At 55.9% G+C, this 15,960-nt stretch carries 18 protein-coding genes; 10 read left to right on the forward strand and 8 right to left on the reverse strand.

The window, feature by feature from the left end:
• Positions 1 to 39: 39 nt before the first annotated feature.
• Positions 40 to 360, reverse strand: coding sequence for an ATP-dependent Clp protease adapter ClpS (clpS, locus tag MWH02_RS04680; protein WP_007887621.1), 321 nt, complete (start codon positions 358 to 360; stop codon positions 40 to 42).
• 323 nt (positions 361 to 683) lie between these two features.
• On the opposite strand from clpS, the gene cspD reads away from it, so the two are divergent.
• A complete protein-coding gene (gene cspD, locus MWH02_RS04685) occupies positions 684 to 911 on the forward strand; it encodes a cold shock-like protein CspD (protein ID WP_007887624.1) in 228 nt (75 codons plus the stop codon).
• Positions 912 to 1,003: 92 nt separating this feature from the next.
• On the opposite strand, the gene MWH02_RS04690 is transcribed toward cspD, so the two are convergent.
• A complete protein-coding gene (locus MWH02_RS04690) occupies positions 1,004 to 2,644 on the reverse strand; it encodes an ATP-dependent nuclease (protein ID WP_271460178.1) in 1,641 nt (546 codons plus the stop codon).
• A gap of 137 nt (positions 2,645 to 2,781) precedes the next feature.
• Between MWH02_RS04690 and MWH02_RS04695 the strand changes: the two genes are divergently transcribed.
• The 3 genes from MWH02_RS04695 to ltaE all read left to right on the forward strand — a co-directional run bounded on the left by MWH02_RS04695 (position 2,782) and on the right by ltaE (position 6,572).
• Positions 2,782 to 3,678 carry a LysO family transporter gene (locus tag MWH02_RS04695; protein ID WP_271459984.1) on the forward strand — a complete coding sequence of 299 codons (897 nt, stop codon included), beginning with the start codon at positions 2,782 to 2,784 and terminating at the stop codon, positions 3,676 to 3,678.
• A 103-nt stretch (positions 3,679 to 3,781) separates the two neighbouring features.
• Positions 3,782 to 5,503, forward strand: a complete 1,722-nt coding sequence (poxB, locus tag MWH02_RS04700; protein WP_271459985.1) for a ubiquinone-dependent pyruvate dehydrogenase — start codon at positions 3,782 to 3,784, stop codon at positions 5,501 to 5,503.
• 67 nt (positions 5,504 to 5,570) lie between these two features.
• Entirely contained in the window at positions 5,571 to 6,572 is a 1,002-nt protein-coding gene (gene ltaE / locus MWH02_RS04705) for a low-specificity L-threonine aldolase (RefSeq protein ID WP_271459986.1), read from the forward strand.
• Positions 6,573 to 6,609: 37 nt separating this feature from the next.
• Here the strand turns inward: ltaE and MWH02_RS04710 are convergent, their stop codons facing one another.
• Together MWH02_RS04710 and MWH02_RS04715 are read right to left on the reverse strand one after the other, a co-directional pair.
• Positions 6,610 to 7,434, reverse strand: a complete 825-nt coding sequence (locus MWH02_RS04710) for an N-acetylmuramoyl-L-alanine amidase (RefSeq protein WP_271459987.1) — start codon at positions 7,432 to 7,434, stop codon at positions 6,610 to 6,612.
• A complete protein-coding gene (locus MWH02_RS04715; protein ID WP_007887640.1) occupies positions 7,434 to 7,754 on the reverse strand; it encodes a heavy metal-binding domain-containing protein in 321 nt (106 codons plus the stop codon). Before MWH02_RS04715 ends, MWH02_RS04710 begins: the two co-directional genes overlap by 1 nt.
• 98 nt (positions 7,755 to 7,852) lie before the next feature.
• Between MWH02_RS04715 and MWH02_RS04720 the strand changes: the two genes are divergently transcribed.
• The 6 genes from MWH02_RS04720 (at position 7,853) to artJ (MWH02_RS04745) (ending at position 12,364) form a co-directional block, all read left to right on the forward strand.
• Entirely contained in the window at positions 7,853 to 8,392 is a 540-nt protein-coding gene (locus MWH02_RS04720) for a lipoprotein (RefSeq protein WP_271459988.1), read from the forward strand.
• A gap of 239 nt (positions 8,393 to 8,631) precedes the next feature.
• Positions 8,632 to 9,360 (forward strand): arginine ABC transporter ATP-binding protein ArtP, encoded by a 729-nt coding sequence (gene artP, locus MWH02_RS04725; RefSeq protein WP_101760978.1) that lies wholly within the window; start codon positions 8,632 to 8,634, stop codon positions 9,358 to 9,360.
• A 15-nt stretch (positions 9,361 to 9,375) separates the two neighbouring features.
• Positions 9,376 to 10,107: an arginine ABC transporter substrate-binding protein gene (gene artJ, locus MWH02_RS04730; protein WP_008102446.1), complete on the forward strand. Its 732-nt coding sequence runs from the start codon at positions 9,376 to 9,378 to the stop codon at positions 10,105 to 10,107.
• Positions 10,108 to 10,113: 6 nt separating this feature from the next.
• The gene (gene artQ, locus MWH02_RS04735; protein ID WP_110865829.1) at positions 10,114 to 10,827 is read left to right on the forward strand and encodes an arginine ABC transporter permease ArtQ; all 714 of its coding nucleotides are present in this window, start codon (positions 10,114 to 10,116) and stop codon (positions 10,825 to 10,827) included.
• Between the two features lie 2 nt (positions 10,828 to 10,829).
• Positions 10,830 to 11,498: an arginine ABC transporter permease ArtM gene (gene artM, locus MWH02_RS04740; protein WP_008102451.1), complete on the forward strand. Its 669-nt coding sequence runs from the start codon at positions 10,830 to 10,832 to the stop codon at positions 11,496 to 11,498.
• A gap of 134 nt (positions 11,499 to 11,632) precedes the next feature.
• On the forward strand, positions 11,633 to 12,364 hold the full coding sequence (gene artJ, locus MWH02_RS04745; RefSeq protein ID WP_101760980.1) for an arginine ABC transporter substrate-binding protein: 732 nt from the start codon (positions 11,633 to 11,635) through the stop codon (positions 12,362 to 12,364).
• Positions 12,365 to 12,427: 63 nt separating this feature from the next.
• On the opposite strand, the gene rlmC is transcribed toward artJ (MWH02_RS04745), so the two are convergent.
• The 4 genes from rlmC to potH form a co-directional block, all read right to left on the reverse strand.
• Positions 12,428 to 13,564 (reverse strand): 23S rRNA (uracil(747)-C(5))-methyltransferase RlmC, encoded by a 1,137-nt coding sequence (rlmC, locus tag MWH02_RS04750; protein ID WP_271459989.1) that lies wholly within the window; start codon positions 13,562 to 13,564, stop codon positions 12,428 to 12,430.
• A 48-nt stretch (positions 13,565 to 13,612) separates the two neighbouring features.
• Positions 13,613 to 14,080 carry a YbjO family protein gene (locus tag MWH02_RS04755; RefSeq protein ID WP_101760982.1) on the reverse strand — a complete coding sequence of 156 codons (468 nt, stop codon included), beginning with the start codon at positions 14,078 to 14,080 and terminating at the stop codon, positions 13,613 to 13,615.
• A gap of 74 nt (positions 14,081 to 14,154) precedes the next feature.
• Positions 14,155 to 15,000 carry a putrescine ABC transporter permease PotI gene (gene potI / locus MWH02_RS04760; RefSeq protein WP_271459990.1) on the reverse strand — a complete coding sequence of 282 codons (846 nt, stop codon included), beginning with the start codon at positions 14,998 to 15,000 and terminating at the stop codon, positions 14,155 to 14,157.
• Complete coding sequence (gene potH / locus MWH02_RS04765; RefSeq protein WP_101760984.1) at positions 14,997 to 15,953, reverse strand: putrescine ABC transporter permease PotH; 957 nt, start codon at positions 15,951 to 15,953, stop codon at positions 14,997 to 14,999. The genes potI and potH overlap by 4 nt, the downstream gene beginning before the upstream one ends.
• Between the last annotated feature and the right edge of the window lie 7 nt (positions 15,954 to 15,960).

Raw genomic sequence — 15,960 nt, forward strand, 5'->3', positions numbered from 1 at the left:
TTATCGCTCTGACAACCTATCTCCTATATGGAGATGGCTTCAGGCTTTTTCTAGCGTACACAGCAACGGATGTTCATTATCTCGTGCGTAATTGTTCACCTGGGCTACTTTGGTCTCCGCCACTTCTGCAGTGAATACACCACAGATTGCTTTTCCATGGTAGTGAACTTTCAACATCAGCTGCGTTGCACGTTCAATATCATAAGAAAAGAACTTTTGCAGAACGTCAATAACAAATTCCATAGGTGTATAATCGTCATTATTCAGAATGACTTTATACATTGAAGGCGGCTTTAACCCTTCGCGTACTTTATCTTCGGCTAGATGTTCAAAATTAAGCCAGTCGTTTGTGTTTGCCATAATGTTCCGTCGAAATTCTGCGTTACGGTTGTGCACATCTCTGCGCCCATTCCTAAAGTTTAACATGCCTGTCAAGCCGGTTTTCAGTTGATAAAAACTGGCCCTAAAAGCACATGCGCGACCTGTATCACAAAATTTGCAATAGCGTTAACTGCCTCAAATTTTGATGAATTTATCCCCGTCCGCCAGGGCCGTTTGCTTGACGGTAAGGTCCGTTTCTCTACATTCTACTAACACAAGCTGATTGAGTTTTAAACAAACTCGACTCACAGCTTCGATGACCTCACCTACTTATCAAAATGTCTTGCGAGGGAAGTAAAAGCATGGAGACGGGTACAGTAAAATGGTTCAATAACGCCAAAGGCTTCGGGTTTATCTGTCCGATTAGCGGCGGCGACGATATCTTCGCACACTACTCCACGATTCAGATGGAGGGATACAGAACGCTGAAAGCTGGCCAGCAGGTTCAGTTTGATGTCCATGAAGGACCAAAAGGCAATCATGCCAGCCTGATCGTGCCCTGTGAAGCCACGCAAGCCGCGGTCGCTTAACGCGCATGCTGTTTCACGTATTCTGACCACTCCCGAAAAAAAATGCCAGCCGCAGACGCTGGCATTTTTATTTGGCGCATCTCACCCTTTCCTCAATCCGCCCGGCCGCGAGCCAACCACATTACGCGCGCAAACAGCTGATCCAGCAACGGCGGAATCGCCTGTGGCCCGCGTTCAGCCGCAGCCATCGCGACGGCAATCGCCAGCTCAGGTTTCGAGCTGTGCTGAATGGCTTTACTAATAATACGCCGCGTGTTCATCGGCGCGTTTAACGGCAGGTGCGCCGTCTGGTAATAAACATCGCTGAAACCCTGCTTATAGAGAAAATGTTCAATATCCGGTGCCGGAAACTGCGTGAGATGATCGCTTTCCCGTGCCGCCGACGGCAGCTGGCTGCGGGCAGCAGCCGCATATTTGCTGCCCGCCTGGTCGCCGTCGGTCAGCACATGCCAGGCGATGCCCATGCGTTGGGCGAACTTCAGCAGCGGTTTCAAGCCCGATTGCGCAAACTCAATGACTTTCACTCCTTCCGCCGCGAAGTGATAGCCACGCTGCCGCGCCAGTTCATTGATAATCCACACTTCGGTCTCGCCTTCCACCAGCAGCCAGCAGCGGGCAAACAGCGCCGACGGACGATTCACGCGGATGTGGAAACCGATACGGCGACTCTCTTCAGCGCTTAAACCTTCAGGCCCAATGCGCCATGCCGCCACGCGCGCGGGTTCACGCACCAGCCGACACATATTTTCCAGTGGCACCTGCGACAGCAGTTCACCCGAGTTGGTGGTGGCGATTTTCTGTAGCGGCATCAGTTCCAGTAAATTCCACGCCACCGACAGCATAATGGGATGCAGCCGCGTCTCCGGATCTTCCACCAGCAGCAGCGGATGCGCACCCGCCGGCAGCGGCTCGTTGCCGTGCGCCTGAATCAACAGCGAGAACATGCGCAGCATAATCACCTGACGACTGCGTGATTCGGTGCCGGCAATCAGGTGATTAAGTTTATCCAGCGATCGCCAGCCTTCGCTGCCATCGCGAACTTCCGGTGCCACGCGCGGCGCGCTGCTGCCTGACTGCTGCACCAGAAAATAGTGTTCCAGCAGCTGCTGCATAGTATGCAATCCCTGACGCAGCAGATCGTCACTCAGCGTTTGCGGGCGCACCACCAAATCGCGCGTCAGCTTTTCCACTTCCTGCGCCAATGCCGTCAGCGTCGTCTCGCGGCGCTCCGCATCGCTGTCAGCATGGCGGTTACGACGGCCAAAACGCGCATCGCGTAAACGCAATACCGGATAATAAGCGCGCAGATGTGCCAACGCTGCGTCAGTGCCTGCCGCTGGCAACACATCGTTATGCTGATCGATGAAACGCCAGCTGGTTTTTACACCCTGATCCTGACGTTTAGCACGCGTGCTGAAACGGATATAGCGGCCATGCTCATCGTGCTGCCAGAAAGGCTGAAACAACGCATTCTCATCATCGCTCTGGGCACGAAAACGAAATACCAGCTGCAACTGGCGCATGCGGGCATCAATGTCGCCGGGCGGGAAGTGAAAGTCGTGTTCGGTAAACTGATAAGGCTCGGCGGCGGGCGCCAGCAACAGCGTCAATGCATCGAGCAGGCTCGATTTACCCCAGGCATTTTCCCCAATCAATACATTGGTGTTGGTCAACGGCAATGACAGCCGATTAATACCGCGAAAACCGTGAATATCGATATGTTCCAGAATCATCATACATTCCATCTGCTACTTTGCCTGAGCATGGTCCGCTACGCTGCGTTGGTCAAGTCAGCGCCAGGGGAAAAGGTTTACACTTCAACCGTTTTTCGCTAGCGTGGCAGCCCGCAAATCATGGATAGAAACCTCACATGTACGGATTGATTATCATCCTTTTGCCGCTGATTTTCGGCTATCTGCTGCCGCTGCGCAACACCACGCTTTTACAGGCGGTTGCCCGCACGCTGAGCGCGCTGGTCTACATCATTCTGTTCTTTATGGGCACCAGCCTGGCATTCCTCGATAACCTGAGCAGCAATTTGCTGGCCATTTTCCACATCGCGCTGGTGAGCATGCTGAGCATTCTTGCCTGCTCGCTACTGGCGCTGTGGCTGCTGGAGCGACGCTGGCCTTGGCGTCATCAGCACAAGCCACAAGCGCTGCCGTCGCGTCTGCATATGGCGCTGGAGTCGCTCAAGCTGTGCGGTTCGGTGCTGGCGGGCTTTCTGCTCGGTTTGAGTCAATGGGCGCCGCTGCGTAACGCCTCGACCATCAGTGAATACGCCTTGATGCTGATGCTATTGCTGGTCGGTATTCAGCTGCGCAGCAGCGGCATGACGCTGCGTCAAATCACCATCAACCGTCGCGGCATGCTGGTGGCGCTGGTATCGCTGTGCAGTGCGCTGGTGGGCGGCGTAATGGCCGCGCTGCTGCTGGATCTGCCGATCAAAACCGGCCTGGCGTTAGCCAGCGGTTTCGGCTGGTATTCGCTCTCCGGCATTCTGATGAGCGAATCGTTCGGCCCGGTGATAGGCAGCGCCGCCTTCTTCAACGACCTGCTGCGTGAGCTGATCACCATTATGCTGATCCCGCTGCTGATCACCCGTCAACGCAGCATGACGCTGGGCTTGAGCGGCGCAACCTCGATGGATTTCACGCTGCCAATCCTGCAACGCACCGGCGGCATGGAGATCGTGCCCGCTGCGATTGTGCACGGTTTTATTATGAGTTTGCTGGCGCCAATCCTTATCGCCCTGTTCTCGGCATAACGCATTTTTTCACGCCTGCACGCCAGCTTCATCGTCTACGCTTTCTGACTGACACGTTTTCGCCATCGGCATGGATGGCTCAACACCAGAAAGGAGCATAACGATGAAGCAAACTGTGGCGGCAATGCTGGCAAAAACTTTGGAAAACGCCGGCGTGAAACGCATTTGGGGCGTCACCGGTGACTCTCTCAACGGGCTGAGCGACAGCCTGAATCGCATGGGCACCATCGAATGGATGCCGACGCGCCATGAAGAAGTGGCAGCCTTCGCGGCCGGCGCTGAAGCACAAATCAGCGGTGAATTGGCGGTATGCGCCGGTTCCTGTGGACCGGGCAACCTGCATCTCATCAACGGCTTGTTTGATTGCCACCGCAATCACGTTCCGGTTTTGGCCATCGCCGCCCACATTCCTTCCAGCGAAATTGGTAGCGGCTATTTTCAGGAAACCCACCCACAAGAATTATTCCGCGAATGCAGCCACTATTGCGAGCTGGTTTCCAATCCGGAGCAGCTGCCGCAGGTGCTGGGCATTGCGATGCGTAAAGCGATTCTCAATCGTGGCGTATCAGTGATTGTGATCCCCGGCGACGTGGCGTTGCAGCCGGCCCCGGAAAGCGCACGCAGCGAATGGTATCCGCCGCAGTTGCCGCACGTGGTGCCAACCGCCCGCGAAGTGGCCGCCTTAGCTGAAACGTTGAATGCAGCGAAAAATATCACCCTGCTGTGCGGCAGCGGTTGCGCTGGCGCGCATGACGAAGTGGTGAAGCTGGCAGAAACGCTGAAAGCGCCGATTGTGCACGCGATGCGCGGTAAAGAGCACATCGAATATGATAACCCTTACGATGTCGGCATGACCGGATTGATTGGCTTCTCCTCTGGTTTCCACGCCATGATGAATGCCGATACCTTAGTGCTGCTGGGGACGCAATTCCCCTATCGCGCCTTCTATCCGGCCGATGCCAAAATCATTCAGATCGACATCAATCCGGGCAGCCTTGGCTCACACAGCCATGTGGATATGGCGCTGGTGGGTGACATCAAAACCACCTTGCATGCGCTGCAGCCGCAGCTCACCAGCAAAACCGATCGTCAGCATCTGGACAAAGCGCTGGAGCATTATGTCGATGCGCGCAAAGGGCTGGACGAACTGGCCACCGCTAACGATAAGCTGGCGATTCACCCGCAATATCTGGCCCAGCAAATCAGCGAATACGCCGATGATGACGCCATCTTTACCTGCGACGTCGGCACGCCAACCGTGTGGGCAGCGCGCTATCTGAAGATGAACGGCAAACGTCGTTTGATCGGCTCGTTCAATCACGGTTCGATGGCCAACGCCATGCCGCAGGCGTTGGGCGCGCAGTCGCTGGACAAGCAGCGTCAGGTGGTGGCGCTGTGTGGCGACGGCGGTTTTAGCATGTTGATGGGCGATTTCATTTCGGTGGCGCAGCTCAAGCTGCCGGTGAAACTGGTGATCTTCAATAACAGCGTGCTGGGCTTTGTGGCGATGGAGATGAAAGCCGGTGGCTATCTGACCGACGGCACTGACCTCGAAAACCCGGATTTCGCCGCCATCGCCGCCGCCTGTGGCATCAAAGGCATTCGCGTTGAGAAAGCCTCCGATCTCAACGGCGCGTTGCAGGAAGCCTTTGCGCATGGTGGCCCGGTGTTGCTTGACGTGCTTACCGCCAAAGAAGAGTTGTCGATGCCGCCGCAGATTAAAGCCGAGCAGGCCAAAGGTTTCAGCCTCTACATGATGCGTGCCATTCTGAATGGACGCGGTGATGAGATCGTGGAGCTGGCGAAAACCAACTGGCTGAGGTAAAACAATTCAGGCCAAACATGATGATAACGCGGGCGCTTCGCCCGCTTTTTTATTTCAGGAGAGCGACGTGATCGATCTACGCAGTGATACCGTAACCCGCCCGAGTGCTGCCATGCTCGATGCCATGATGGCAGCCGAAACCGGCGATGATGTCTACCGCGATGACCCCACCTTACACGCATTGGAAGTCGAAGCCGCACGCTTGAGCGGCAAAGCCGCCGCCCTGTTCTTCCCCACCGGCACGCAAGCTAATCTGGTAGCGCTGTTGTGTCACTGTCAGCGCGGCGATGAATATATCGTGGGTCAGCAGGCGCACAACTACAAATATGAAGCCGGTGGCGCAGCGGTGCTCGGCAGCATTCAGCCACAACCAATTCTGCATGCGGAAGATGGTTCCCTGCCGCTGGCGGAGGTGGCCGCCGCCATCAAACCCGACGATTTCCACTTCGCCCGTACCCGTCTGTTGAGCCTGGAAAACACCCATCACGGTAAAGTGCTGCCGCTGAGCTATCTGGAGCAAGCGTGGAGTTTCACCCGCGAGCATAAGCTGGCGCTGCACATTGATGGCGCACGTATTTTTAACGCCGTGGTGGCACAGAATGTGGAGCTGGAAGCGATTGCGCGTTACTGCGACACCTTAACCATCTGCCTGTCAAAAGGCCTCGGCACGCCAATTGGTTCGCTGCTGTGTGGCGATGAGGCCTACATTGAGCAAGCGCGTCGCTGGCGCAAAATGACCGGCGGCGGCATGCGCCAGTCGGGCATTCTGGCCGCGGCGGGGTTGTATGCGTTGAAGCACAATATCGCGCGTCTCAAAGAGGATCATGATAATGCGGCATGGTTAGGCGAGCAGCTCAGCGCCATCGGTGTTGAAGTGCTCAATCAGCACACCAACATGCTGTTTGTGAAGGTGCCAACAGAGAAAGTTGACGCGCTGAAAAGCTGGATGCAGTCGGGCGATGTGCTAATCAGCGTTGGGCCCGTAACGCGTATTGTCACGCATCTGGATGTCAGCCGTCAGGATCTGCAACGGCTGGTGGCGCACTGGCAGGCATTCCTGCAGCAGTAAACAAAGGGCCGCCATTTATGGCGACCAATGCCGCGTATCACTGCGCCGCACCGTACTTCGCTGATAACGCGCGGGCGATCGCCAGGGTTTCTGCATCGGCGATGCCGCGATAATCACGCGGGCGGAAATGCATTTGAAACGCCGCAATCAGCTTGCGCTGCATCTGCGGCGTGGTCGCCGCCGCCACGTCGTAGCCATAGCGCTGCAGCGCATCCAGCAGTTCTGCCTGATCCACGCCTTCATCCGCCGCGCGTCCGTTAAGATAGCGCTGCACCGTTGCCTGCTCGGGCCAAGCGCCTAAACCGTGCTCTGCCAGCTGCTGCCAGGGAAACAGCGGACCGGGATCCTGCTTACGCTGCGGCGCGATATCGCTGTGCCCGACCACATTTTCCGGCGCGATGCCGTAGCGCTGAGTGATATCTTTGACCAGCGCCATCAGCGCGCTGATCTGCTGCGGCGTAAAGGGCTGCCACTGCAAACCCGTTAAGGTTCGACGATAACCACTGTTGACGATTTCGATACCAACCGAAGTGTCATTAATGCGCGTTGCGCCGCGCCAGAAACTCGGGCCTGCGTGCCACGCGAGTTTGCTTTCCGGCACCAATTGCCACACCACGCCCTTTCCTTTTTTCTGCGGCGGATTTTGCGGAATCAGGTAGTGCGCGCTAACTTCCCGATCGGTCAGCGTCGCCAGCGAATTGGAGAAATCCTCAGCGGTGTAATGAATCACCACCACCTTAATACGCGGCCGCGCGCCCTGCGCCGGATGCGCGGTATCAACCCAGTAACCGTGGCGCGCTTCAATCGATGACTGACAAGCGCTAAGTAACAGCGCCACCGCCAGCAGGACAACCACGCGCATTAGCGAATAATCACGGCGGTGCCGGTGACGCTCACCATCAACATGCTGCCCTCTTTGCCGACAGTTTCGTAGTCGATATCGATGCCCACCACCGCGTTGGCGCCGAGCGCTTTCGCCTGCTCTTCCAGCTCTTTAAAGGCGATCTGGCGCGCTTTGCGTAACTCTTTTTCGTAGGCGCCAGAGCGGCCACCGACGATATCGCGGATACCGGCGAAGAAATCGCGGAAAATATTGGCGCCGAGAATCGCTTCACCGGCGACCACGCCGCAATATTCACTGATGCTGTGTCCTTCCAACGTGGGCGTTGTAGAAAATTTCATGGTGTTCTCCTTTTCTGAATCAGCTCGTAGCGCTTAAAAGCAAGGCTATACTCTATGCTAAAAATGGCGCTTTGCCAGTGAACAATAAGGAAATCGAGATGAGAAACAATGCCTTTGCGCTGCTTATTCCCGCAGCGTTGCTGCTAAGTGCTTGTACCACCGTTGAGCCAGTGATTAAGGATAATGGCCCGCGCACCGCTGCCTGCGTTGACGGGGGTCCGGACAGCGTGGCGCAACAGTTCTACGATTTACGCGTCAGCCAGCCGACGCAAGGTTTGCCAGACAGCAACACGCTGGCGAAATATCGCCCTTACCTGAGCGATCGCCTGTATCAAAAGCTGCTGAGTGCCAGCAGCCAGAATCCGAAACCAGCGGCGTGGACCCGCGGCGATATCTTTTCCAGCCTGGCGCAAGGCCCAACTTCAGCGGACGTGGCCAGCGCATCCACCATTCCTAACCGCGACGCGCGCAATATTCCGCTGCGGGTTGAGCTGAGCCGCGACAGCAAAACCTGGCAAGATGAAGTGCTGATGATCCACGAAGGCACCTGCTGGGTGGTTGATGATGTGCGTTATGTCGGCCAGGTGCCCCACGCTGGCGGCGGTTCGCTGACGCAGCTGCTGGAAGCGAAAAAGTAACCGTTCACTTTTCCCGCCGTTAATACCATTGTTTAGCGCGCCGCATCCTTGCGGCGCTTTTTGTTGATATTTTGTGAACAAAATAGGGCTCGCCAGCCCTCATCCACCTTGAGTTGCGCGATTTTGTGCTACGCTTTGGAGGTTTCACTGCTCTTTAATAAATATTAACCCACCACAATTGCATAACTATTCTGGTGACGTTAAAATCCGCGACACTAATTACTATTCATTTTTTGCGCATGAGTATTCAACTAAACGCCATAAACTGTTTTTACGGTACCCATCAGGCCCTGTTCGATATCAACCTGGCTTGTCCGCAGGGTGAAACGCTGGTGTTGCTCGGCCCGAGTGGCGCGGGTAAAAGTTCGCTCCTGCGCGTCCTCAACTTGCTGGAGCAACCGCGCTCCGGCAGCCTACAGATTGCCGGCAACCAGTTTGATTTCACCAAAGCCCCTTCCGACAGCGCGATTCGCGAGCTGCGGCAGAACGTGGGCATGGTATTCCAGCAATATAATCTGTGGCCGCACCTGAGCGTGCTGCAAAACCTGATTGAAGCGCCGTGCCGCGTGCTCGGCCTCAGCAAGGACGCCGCGCGTGCGCGTGCTGAAAAGCTGCTGGACCGTCTGCGCCTGACGCCTTACGCCGATCGCTTCCCGCTGCATCTTTCCGGCGGCCAGCAGCAGCGCGTAGCGATTGCCCGTGCGCTGATGATGGAGCCGCAGGTGCTGCTGTTTGATGAACCGACCGCTGCGCTCGATCCCGAAATCACCGCCCAGATCGTCAGCATTATTCGTGAGCTGGCACAAACCAACATCACACAAGTGATCGTGACGCATGAAGTGGAAGTGGCGCGTAAAACCGCCAGCCGCGTGGTGTATATGGAAAACGGTCACATTGTTGAGCAAGGCGATGCCAGCCACTTTACACAGCCGCAAACCGACGCGTTTGCTAATTATCTTTCGCATTAAGTCAGGATGCTTCTAATGAAAAAAGTTGTAATTGCTGCCCTCCTTGCTGGCCTGAGCCTGAGCGCTTCAGCGGCACAGACATTGCGTTTTGCTACCGAGGCTTCTTATCCTCCGTTTGAATTCGTCGACTCTGATAACAAAATTCAGGGCTTTGATGTCGATCTGGCTAACGCGCTGTGTAAAGAGATGGATGCGACCTGCACCTTCACTAATCAGGCGTTCGATAGCCTGATCCCCAGCCTGAAGTTCCGTCGTTTTGACGCGGTGATGGCAGGCATGGACATCACGCCAGATCGTGAGAAGCAAGTGCTGTTCTCCAAGCCGTATTACGACAACTCGGCCATCTTCATCGCGCAGAAAGGCAAAATGGCTGACGTGGCCGCGCTGAAAGGCAAACGTGTAGGCGTGCAGAACGGCACCACGCACCAGAAATACCTCTCTGACAAACACAGCGACATCACCGTTGTGCCTTACGACAGCTACCAGAACGCGGTGCTGGATCTGAAAAACGGTCGTATCGATGCGGTATTCGGTGACACCGCCGTGGTCAACGAGTGGCTGAAGCAGAACGCCAACCTCGCGCCGCTGGGTGAGAAAGTGACGGACAAAGATTACTTCGGTACCGGTTTAGGTATTGCTGTGCGTCAGGGCAACAGCGAGCTGCAGGGCAAGTTCAATGCGGCGCTGGAGAAGATCAAAGCTGACGGCACCTACAAAACCATCTACAGCAAATGGTTCCAGCAGTAATTTCTGATGAATGAAATGATTCCACTCGCAAGCGCCGCCGGTATGACCGTCGGCCTTGCCGTTTGTGCACTGATCGCCGGCCTTGTGCTGGCGATGATTTTTGCTGGCTGGGAATCGCTGCGCTGGAAACCACTGGCGTGGCTCGGTACCGCGCTGGTCACACTGATTCGCGGCCTGCCGGAAATTCTGGTGGTGCTGTTTATCTATTTCGGCGCCTCACAGCTGCTGCTAACGCTCTCCGATGGCTTCCACATCAATCTCGGCCTGTTCGCTATTCCGGTGCAGGTGCAAATTGAAAACTTCGACGTCAGTCCCTTCCTGTGTGGTGTGATTGCGCTGGCGATGCTCTATTCCGCCTATGCATCACAAACCCTGCGCGGCGCGCTGAAAGCGGTGCCGGTGGGTCAATGGGAATCGGGCCAGGCGCTGGGGATGAAGAAGTCGGCGATTTTCCTGCGCCTGATCATGCCGCAGATGTGGCGTCACGCGCTGCCCGGTTTGGGTAACCAATGGCTGGTGCTGCTGAAGGATACTGCGCTGGTATCGCTGATCAGCGTGAATGACCTGATGCTGCAAACCAAAAGTATCGCTACGCGCACGCAAGAGCCGTTTACCTGGTATCTGGTGGCGGCGGCGATCTATCTGATTATCACGCTGTTCAGTCAGTTCGTGCTGCGCCGCATTGAATTGCGCACCACGCGTTTCGAGCGAGGGGCTTAAGCATGCTGGATTACTTACCCGAGCTGCTGAAAGGGCTACACACCAGCCTGACGCTGACCGTGGCATCGCTGATTGCGGCATTGGTGCTCTCTGTACTTTGCACCATCGTGCTGGCGCTCAAAGTGCCGGTGCTCAATTGGCTAGTGAAAGGCTATATCACGCTGTTCACCGGCACGCCGCTGCTGGTGCAGATCTTCCTGATCTATTACGGTCCCGGCCAGTTCCCCAGCATCCAAAACATTCCCTGGTTGTGGCATCTGCTGTCGCAGCCGTGGCTGTGTGCGCTGCTGGCGCTGTCGCTCAACAGTGCGGCTTATACCACGCAGCTGTTTTACGGTGCGGTGCGCGCCATTCCGTCCGGTCAATGGCAATCTTGCGCGGCGCTCGGCATGAACCGCAAAGATACGCTGCGCATTCTGCTGCCGTACGCCTTCAAGCGCGCCTTGTCGTCCTACTCCAACGAAGTGGTGCTGGTATTTAAAAGTACCTCGCTGGCCTACACCATTACGTTGATGGAAGTAATGGGCCACGGACAACTGCTGTATGGCCGCACTTACGATATCTCGGTATACGCTGCCGCTGGCCTGATCTATCTGGTGGTTAACGGCTTGCTGACGCTGATGATGCGTCTGGTCGAGAAGCGTGCGCTGGCATTTGAGCGTCGTAACTGATTTATTCCCTGCGGGCGCACTAAAAAAGCGCCCGCTGTTTGTTTAAATTAATAAGCAAAAATATTGCATATAAATTCATTAACTGGCATCGTGTAACCCGTTCCGTCTCTGGCATGGTTTACAGGAGTTACATAATGAAAAAATGGATCGTTGCTGCTGCGCTGGCAACTCTAGCAATGAATGCTTATGCGGCGGAAAAAATCCGCTTCGCCTCTTCCGCCACTTATCCCCCGTTCGAATCCCTTGATCACGACAACCAAATCGTGGGCTTCGATATCGATCTGGCAAAAGCACTGTGTCAGCAGATGAAAGCGGATTGCACCTTCACCAACAACGCCTTCGATAGCCTGATTCCGTCGCTGAAATTCCGTCGCTATGACGCAGTGATTTCCGGCATGGATATCACCGCCGATCGCAGCAAGCAGGTCGATTTCACCCAACCTTACTACGCTAACTCGGCGATTGTGATTGCGCATAAAGGCCAGTTCACCGACTTCAGCCAGCTGAAAGGCAAACGTGTTGGCGTTGAGAACGGCACCACACATCAGAAATACCTGCTGGAGAAACATCCGGAGGTGATTGCGGTGGCGTATGACAGCTATCAGAACGCGATTCTCGACCTGAAAAACGGTCGCCTGAACGGCGTGTTTGGTGATACGGCGGTGGTGAATCAGTGGCTCAAGGCCAATGACGATCTTAGCGCGGTAGGCGAGCACATCACCGATACCGACTTCTTTGGCACCGGTTTAGGTATCGCGGTACGCAAAGGCAATGCGCCGCTGCTGAACGAGCTGAACAGCGCGTTAGTGGCATTGAAAGCCAACGGCACCTGGCAGCAAATCAACCAGAAGTGGTTCCCGGAATAAGCATTATGGGATGGCGGAGCGTGCTGCCTGCCAGGTTCTGCACGTCCTCCGTGCAGGTGAACGTTACGCCGTCCCACCCTTCTTGCTCAGCAAGCACAGCACTTCAAAATGCGCGGTATGCGGGAACATGTCGAACAGCTGCACGCGGCTCACGTCATAATCAGCCAGACGCGCGATATCCTGCGCCATGCTGCTGGGATTGCAGCTGGAATAGAGAAGGTAATCCGGCGCCATCTCACTGAGATAAGCACACAACTCTGCGCCAATACCGCGACGTGGCGGATTCACCAACACCAACTGCGGCACCGCTTCCCGTGAAGTGGCGAACTGCGTGGAATCCAGCGCGGCAAAACTCACTTTTTCTAATCCCAGCTGCTGCGCCGACTGCTGCGCACAGGTGATGGCTTCAGCATTGATTTCGATGCCGGTCAGCTGCATTTCGGGCGTTGCACAGTGCAGGCCAAATCCCCCGACGCCACAAAACAGATCCCACATGCCGCTCACCGGCAAGTGCGCGACCCAATCGCGCGCGGTGGCATAGAGATCGGCTGCAACCAGTGGGTTGGTCTGGAAGAAGCTTTGCGGGCGAATATAGAGCGGAACCTGATTAAAGCGCTCCGCTAGCGCCTGATCCGGCGTCAGCGCAATCTCTTCATCACCTTCAAGAATCGCCATATGCACCGGCTGAATATTGGCGGAAATCACCTTCAGCTGCGGCAGCTGCTGTTGCAGCCACGGCAAGGCGTCGCGCAGCTGCTGCAGCTTGCTGGTGGAACGCAGCACAAAACGCAGCATCATGCCGCCCTGCGTACTCTCCGTCAGCAGCAGAAATTTCAGCTCACCGCGTTTACGCGCCACGTTGTAGGGCGTTAAACCGGCGCGGGCGATAAAAGGTTTGAGCTGGGCGAACACCGCACTGAAGCTGTCAGGATAGAGCGGACAAGCGCAGAGATCGACCGGTTCACCGTCGCGCGCCACCATGCCCAAAATCGGCCGCTCTACGCTCCCGCTGACTACCATTTTGGCCTTATTGCGAAACCCTTGCTGCGCGGATTGCACCGGCGGCAGCCATTCGCCCACCGGCTTTTCAGCCAGCAGTTGTTCAAGCAGCGACTGCTTGTCGTTGAGCTGTTGCGGATAGGGTTTTTCCAGCCACTGACACGAACGACAGCGACCGGCATCATATAGCGCGCAATGCATGCAAATGCCTGTAGTCAGAATCGGGAGAAAAAATGGGGGGCGATTGTATCACCGGCGCCGGAAAAAAGCGCGACTGCTGGCCGGCACAAACAGCAGCCCTAATACCAACACATCCGGGAGCTTTTGCAGCAGCGTGTGATGAATGATCTGCGCATTACTTTCACCGGGAATGCTAAAAATTTCCGGGTAGATCCAGCCCACCGATGCCATCAACATGTAGATCAGCACAATGATTTGCGTCGCGACATAGCCCCAGCGCCCACGATTGTTGCCGCGCATCAGAATAAAGGCGCAGCGCAGTTCAAACAGGAAAATCAGCTGGCTAGCGATAAAGATCAGGGTGGAATCCCAGGCTTGCGCGCTGCGATGCACGAAGTTGGCGAGTTCGTCGTAACCCAGTTCGTTGGCCAGCATCAACACGCTGAGGCAACGCGTAATGATGATAGCGCTGCCCGCCACCATCACGGGCACCGGTGTAGCGTTAATCATTGAACCGTGTTTCAGGGTTTCCGACATGGTGTCGCTCCGTAACCATAATAAAACGGGCCGATAAAATCAGCCCGTTCTTATAGTGACAAATGTTACGGCTTTCAGCCACGTTTTGCTTTCTGAATATCGCGTAAACGCTGCTTTTCTTCGTGCGCCATAAAGCGCCAGGCGATAAAACCAACTAAACCGACGACAAACAGAATCAGCGAGGCTAAAGCGTTGATCTCCGGATTGACGCCACGACGCACGGTGGCGAAAATCGCCATCGGCAAGGTGGTCGCGCCTGGGCCGGTCACGAAGCTGGCAATCACTAAATCGTCCAGCGACAAGGTAAACGCCAGCAGCCAGCCGGTAACGATCGCGGGCGCGATCATCGGTACGGTGATCACGAAGAACACTTTCACCGGCGTTGCGCCGAGATCCATCGCCGCCTCTTCAATTGAGCGATCCAGTTCACGCAAACGCGAATTGATCACCACCGCCACGTAAGCAGTACAGAAGGTCACGTGCGCCAGCCAGATGGTCAGCATGCCGCGATCGCTTGGCCAGCCAAAGGTATTGCCCATCGCCACAAACAGCAGCAGCAAGGACAAACCGGTGATCACATCGGGCATCACCAGCGGCGCCGTCAGCATAAAGGCGAAGCCGTTGTGTCCACGGAAGCGGCCAAAGCGCACAATCACCACCGCCGCCATGGTGCCGAGCACCACCGCCATGGTGGCTGAGAGCGCGGCGATGGTCAGGCTGAGTCCCACCGCATCCAGCATCGCCTGATCCTGGAACAATACGTTGTACCAGTGGAACGAGAAGCTCTCCCATACCGTGACCAGCGGCGAACTATTGAAGGAATAAACCACCAGTAGCAGCATCGGCGCATAGAGGAACATAAAGCACAGCAGCAGAATCACAGTGCGCCACGGAGAGCGAATAGTCGGTAACTGGCTCATTCTTTCTCTCCCACTTCACGATTCTGATGCTTGTGGAACCAGATAATCGGCAATATCAGAATCAACAGGATGATCACCGCCAGCGCGGACGCTACCGGCCAGTCACGGTTGTTAAAGAACTCCTGCCACAAAATACGCCCAATCATGATGCTGTCCGGACCGCCGAGCAGTTCCGGGATCACGTACTCGCCGACCGCCGGAATAAACACCAGCATTGAGCCGGCAATAATCCCGCCTTTGGTCAGCGGCACAATCACGCTGAAAAAGGTCTTCAGCGGACGTGCACCGAGATCCAGCGAGGCTTCCACCAGCGAATAATCTATACGCGTCAGCGCGGTATAAATTGGCAGCACCATAAACGGCAGATAGCAGTAAACGATCCCGATATACACCGCCGTGTTGGTGTAGAGGATCACCAGCGGATGATCGATCACGCCGAGCCACATCAGGAAGCGGTTGAGAATGCCGTTGTTGTTGAGCAGGCCCATCCACGCGTAAACGCGCACCAGGAACGAGGTCCACGATGGCAGGATCACCAGCAGCAGCAAAATAGTGCGCATTGACGGCTTGCTGTGCGCCACCGCCCACGCCAGCGGATATCCGATCATCAGGCAGATAATGGTGGAGATGCCCGCCACTTTCAGCGACGTCAGGTACGCATCGGCATACAGCGGATCGTCGGTCAGCGTGAAGTAATTACCGAGATTGAGTACCAGATTGAGCTGACCATCGGCCCAGGTGACCAAATCGGTGTACGGCGGAATAGCGCGCGCAATATCGGCAAAGCTGATCTTCAGCACGATCAGGAACGGCAGCAGGAACAGCAGGATCAGCCACAGATATGGCATGGCAATCACCAGCTTGCGGCCGTGCTGCATCTTGATGCGCGTCGCCCAGCGCTGCAGCGGCGTGCCCACCACTTCGGGCTCGCTGCGTTGAGAAATCTGGCTCATATCGCCC

The sequence above is a fragment of the Pantoea leporis genome, assembly GCF_028048155.1.
GTDB classification, from domain to species: domain Bacteria; phylum Pseudomonadota; class Gammaproteobacteria; order Enterobacterales; family Enterobacteriaceae; genus Pantoea; species Pantoea leporis.

What these genes read in the sequence shown, in the direction of transcription:
- clpS (WP_007887621.1), bottom strand. Translation starts at nt 360, where the DNA reads ATGGCAAACACAAACGACTGGCTTAATTTTGAACATCTAGCCGAAGAT.
- cspD (WP_007887624.1), top strand. Translation starts at nt 684, where the DNA reads ATGGAGACGGGTACAGTAAAATGGTTCAATAACGCCAAAGGCTTCGGG.
- MWH02_RS04690 (WP_271460178.1), bottom strand. Translation starts at nt 2,644, where the DNA reads ATGATTCTGGAACATATCGATATTCACGGTTTTCGCGGTATTAATCGG.
- MWH02_RS04695 (WP_271459984.1), top strand. Translation starts at nt 2,782, where the DNA reads ATGTACGGATTGATTATCATCCTTTTGCCGCTGATTTTCGGCTATCTG.
- poxB (WP_271459985.1), top strand. Translation starts at nt 3,782, where the DNA reads ATGAAGCAAACTGTGGCGGCAATGCTGGCAAAAACTTTGGAAAACGCC.
- MWH02_RS04710 (WP_271459987.1), bottom strand. Translation starts at nt 7,434, where the DNA reads ATGCGCGTGGTTGTCCTGCTGGCGGTGGCGCTGTTACTTAGCGCTTGT.
- MWH02_RS04715 (WP_007887640.1), bottom strand. Translation starts at nt 7,754, where the DNA reads ATGAAATTTTCTACAACGCCCACGTTGGAAGGACACAGCATCAGTGAA.
- MWH02_RS04720 (WP_271459988.1), top strand. Translation starts at nt 7,853, where the DNA reads ATGAGAAACAATGCCTTTGCGCTGCTTATTCCCGCAGCGTTGCTGCTA.
- artP (WP_101760978.1), top strand. Translation starts at nt 8,632, where the DNA reads ATGAGTATTCAACTAAACGCCATAAACTGTTTTTACGGTACCCATCAG.
- artJ (WP_008102446.1), top strand. Translation starts at nt 9,376, where the DNA reads ATGAAAAAAGTTGTAATTGCTGCCCTCCTTGCTGGCCTGAGCCTGAGC.
- artQ (WP_110865829.1), top strand. Translation starts at nt 10,114, where the DNA reads ATGAATGAAATGATTCCACTCGCAAGCGCCGCCGGTATGACCGTCGGC.
- artM (WP_008102451.1), top strand. Translation starts at nt 10,830, where the DNA reads ATGCTGGATTACTTACCCGAGCTGCTGAAAGGGCTACACACCAGCCTG.
- artJ (WP_101760980.1), top strand. Translation starts at nt 11,633, where the DNA reads ATGAAAAAATGGATCGTTGCTGCTGCGCTGGCAACTCTAGCAATGAAT.
- rlmC (WP_271459989.1), bottom strand. Translation starts at nt 13,564, where the DNA reads ATGCATTGCGCGCTATATGATGCCGGTCGCTGTCGTTCGTGTCAGTGG.
- MWH02_RS04755 (WP_101760982.1), bottom strand. Translation starts at nt 14,080, where the DNA reads ATGTCGGAAACCCTGAAACACGGTTCAATGATTAACGCTACACCGGTG.
- potI (WP_271459990.1), bottom strand. Translation starts at nt 15,000, where the DNA reads ATGAGCCAGTTACCGACTATTCGCTCTCCGTGGCGCACTGTGATTCTG.
- potH (WP_101760984.1), bottom strand. Translation starts at nt 15,953, where the DNA reads ATGAGCCAGATTTCTCAACGCAGCGAGCCCGAAGTGGTGGGCACGCCG.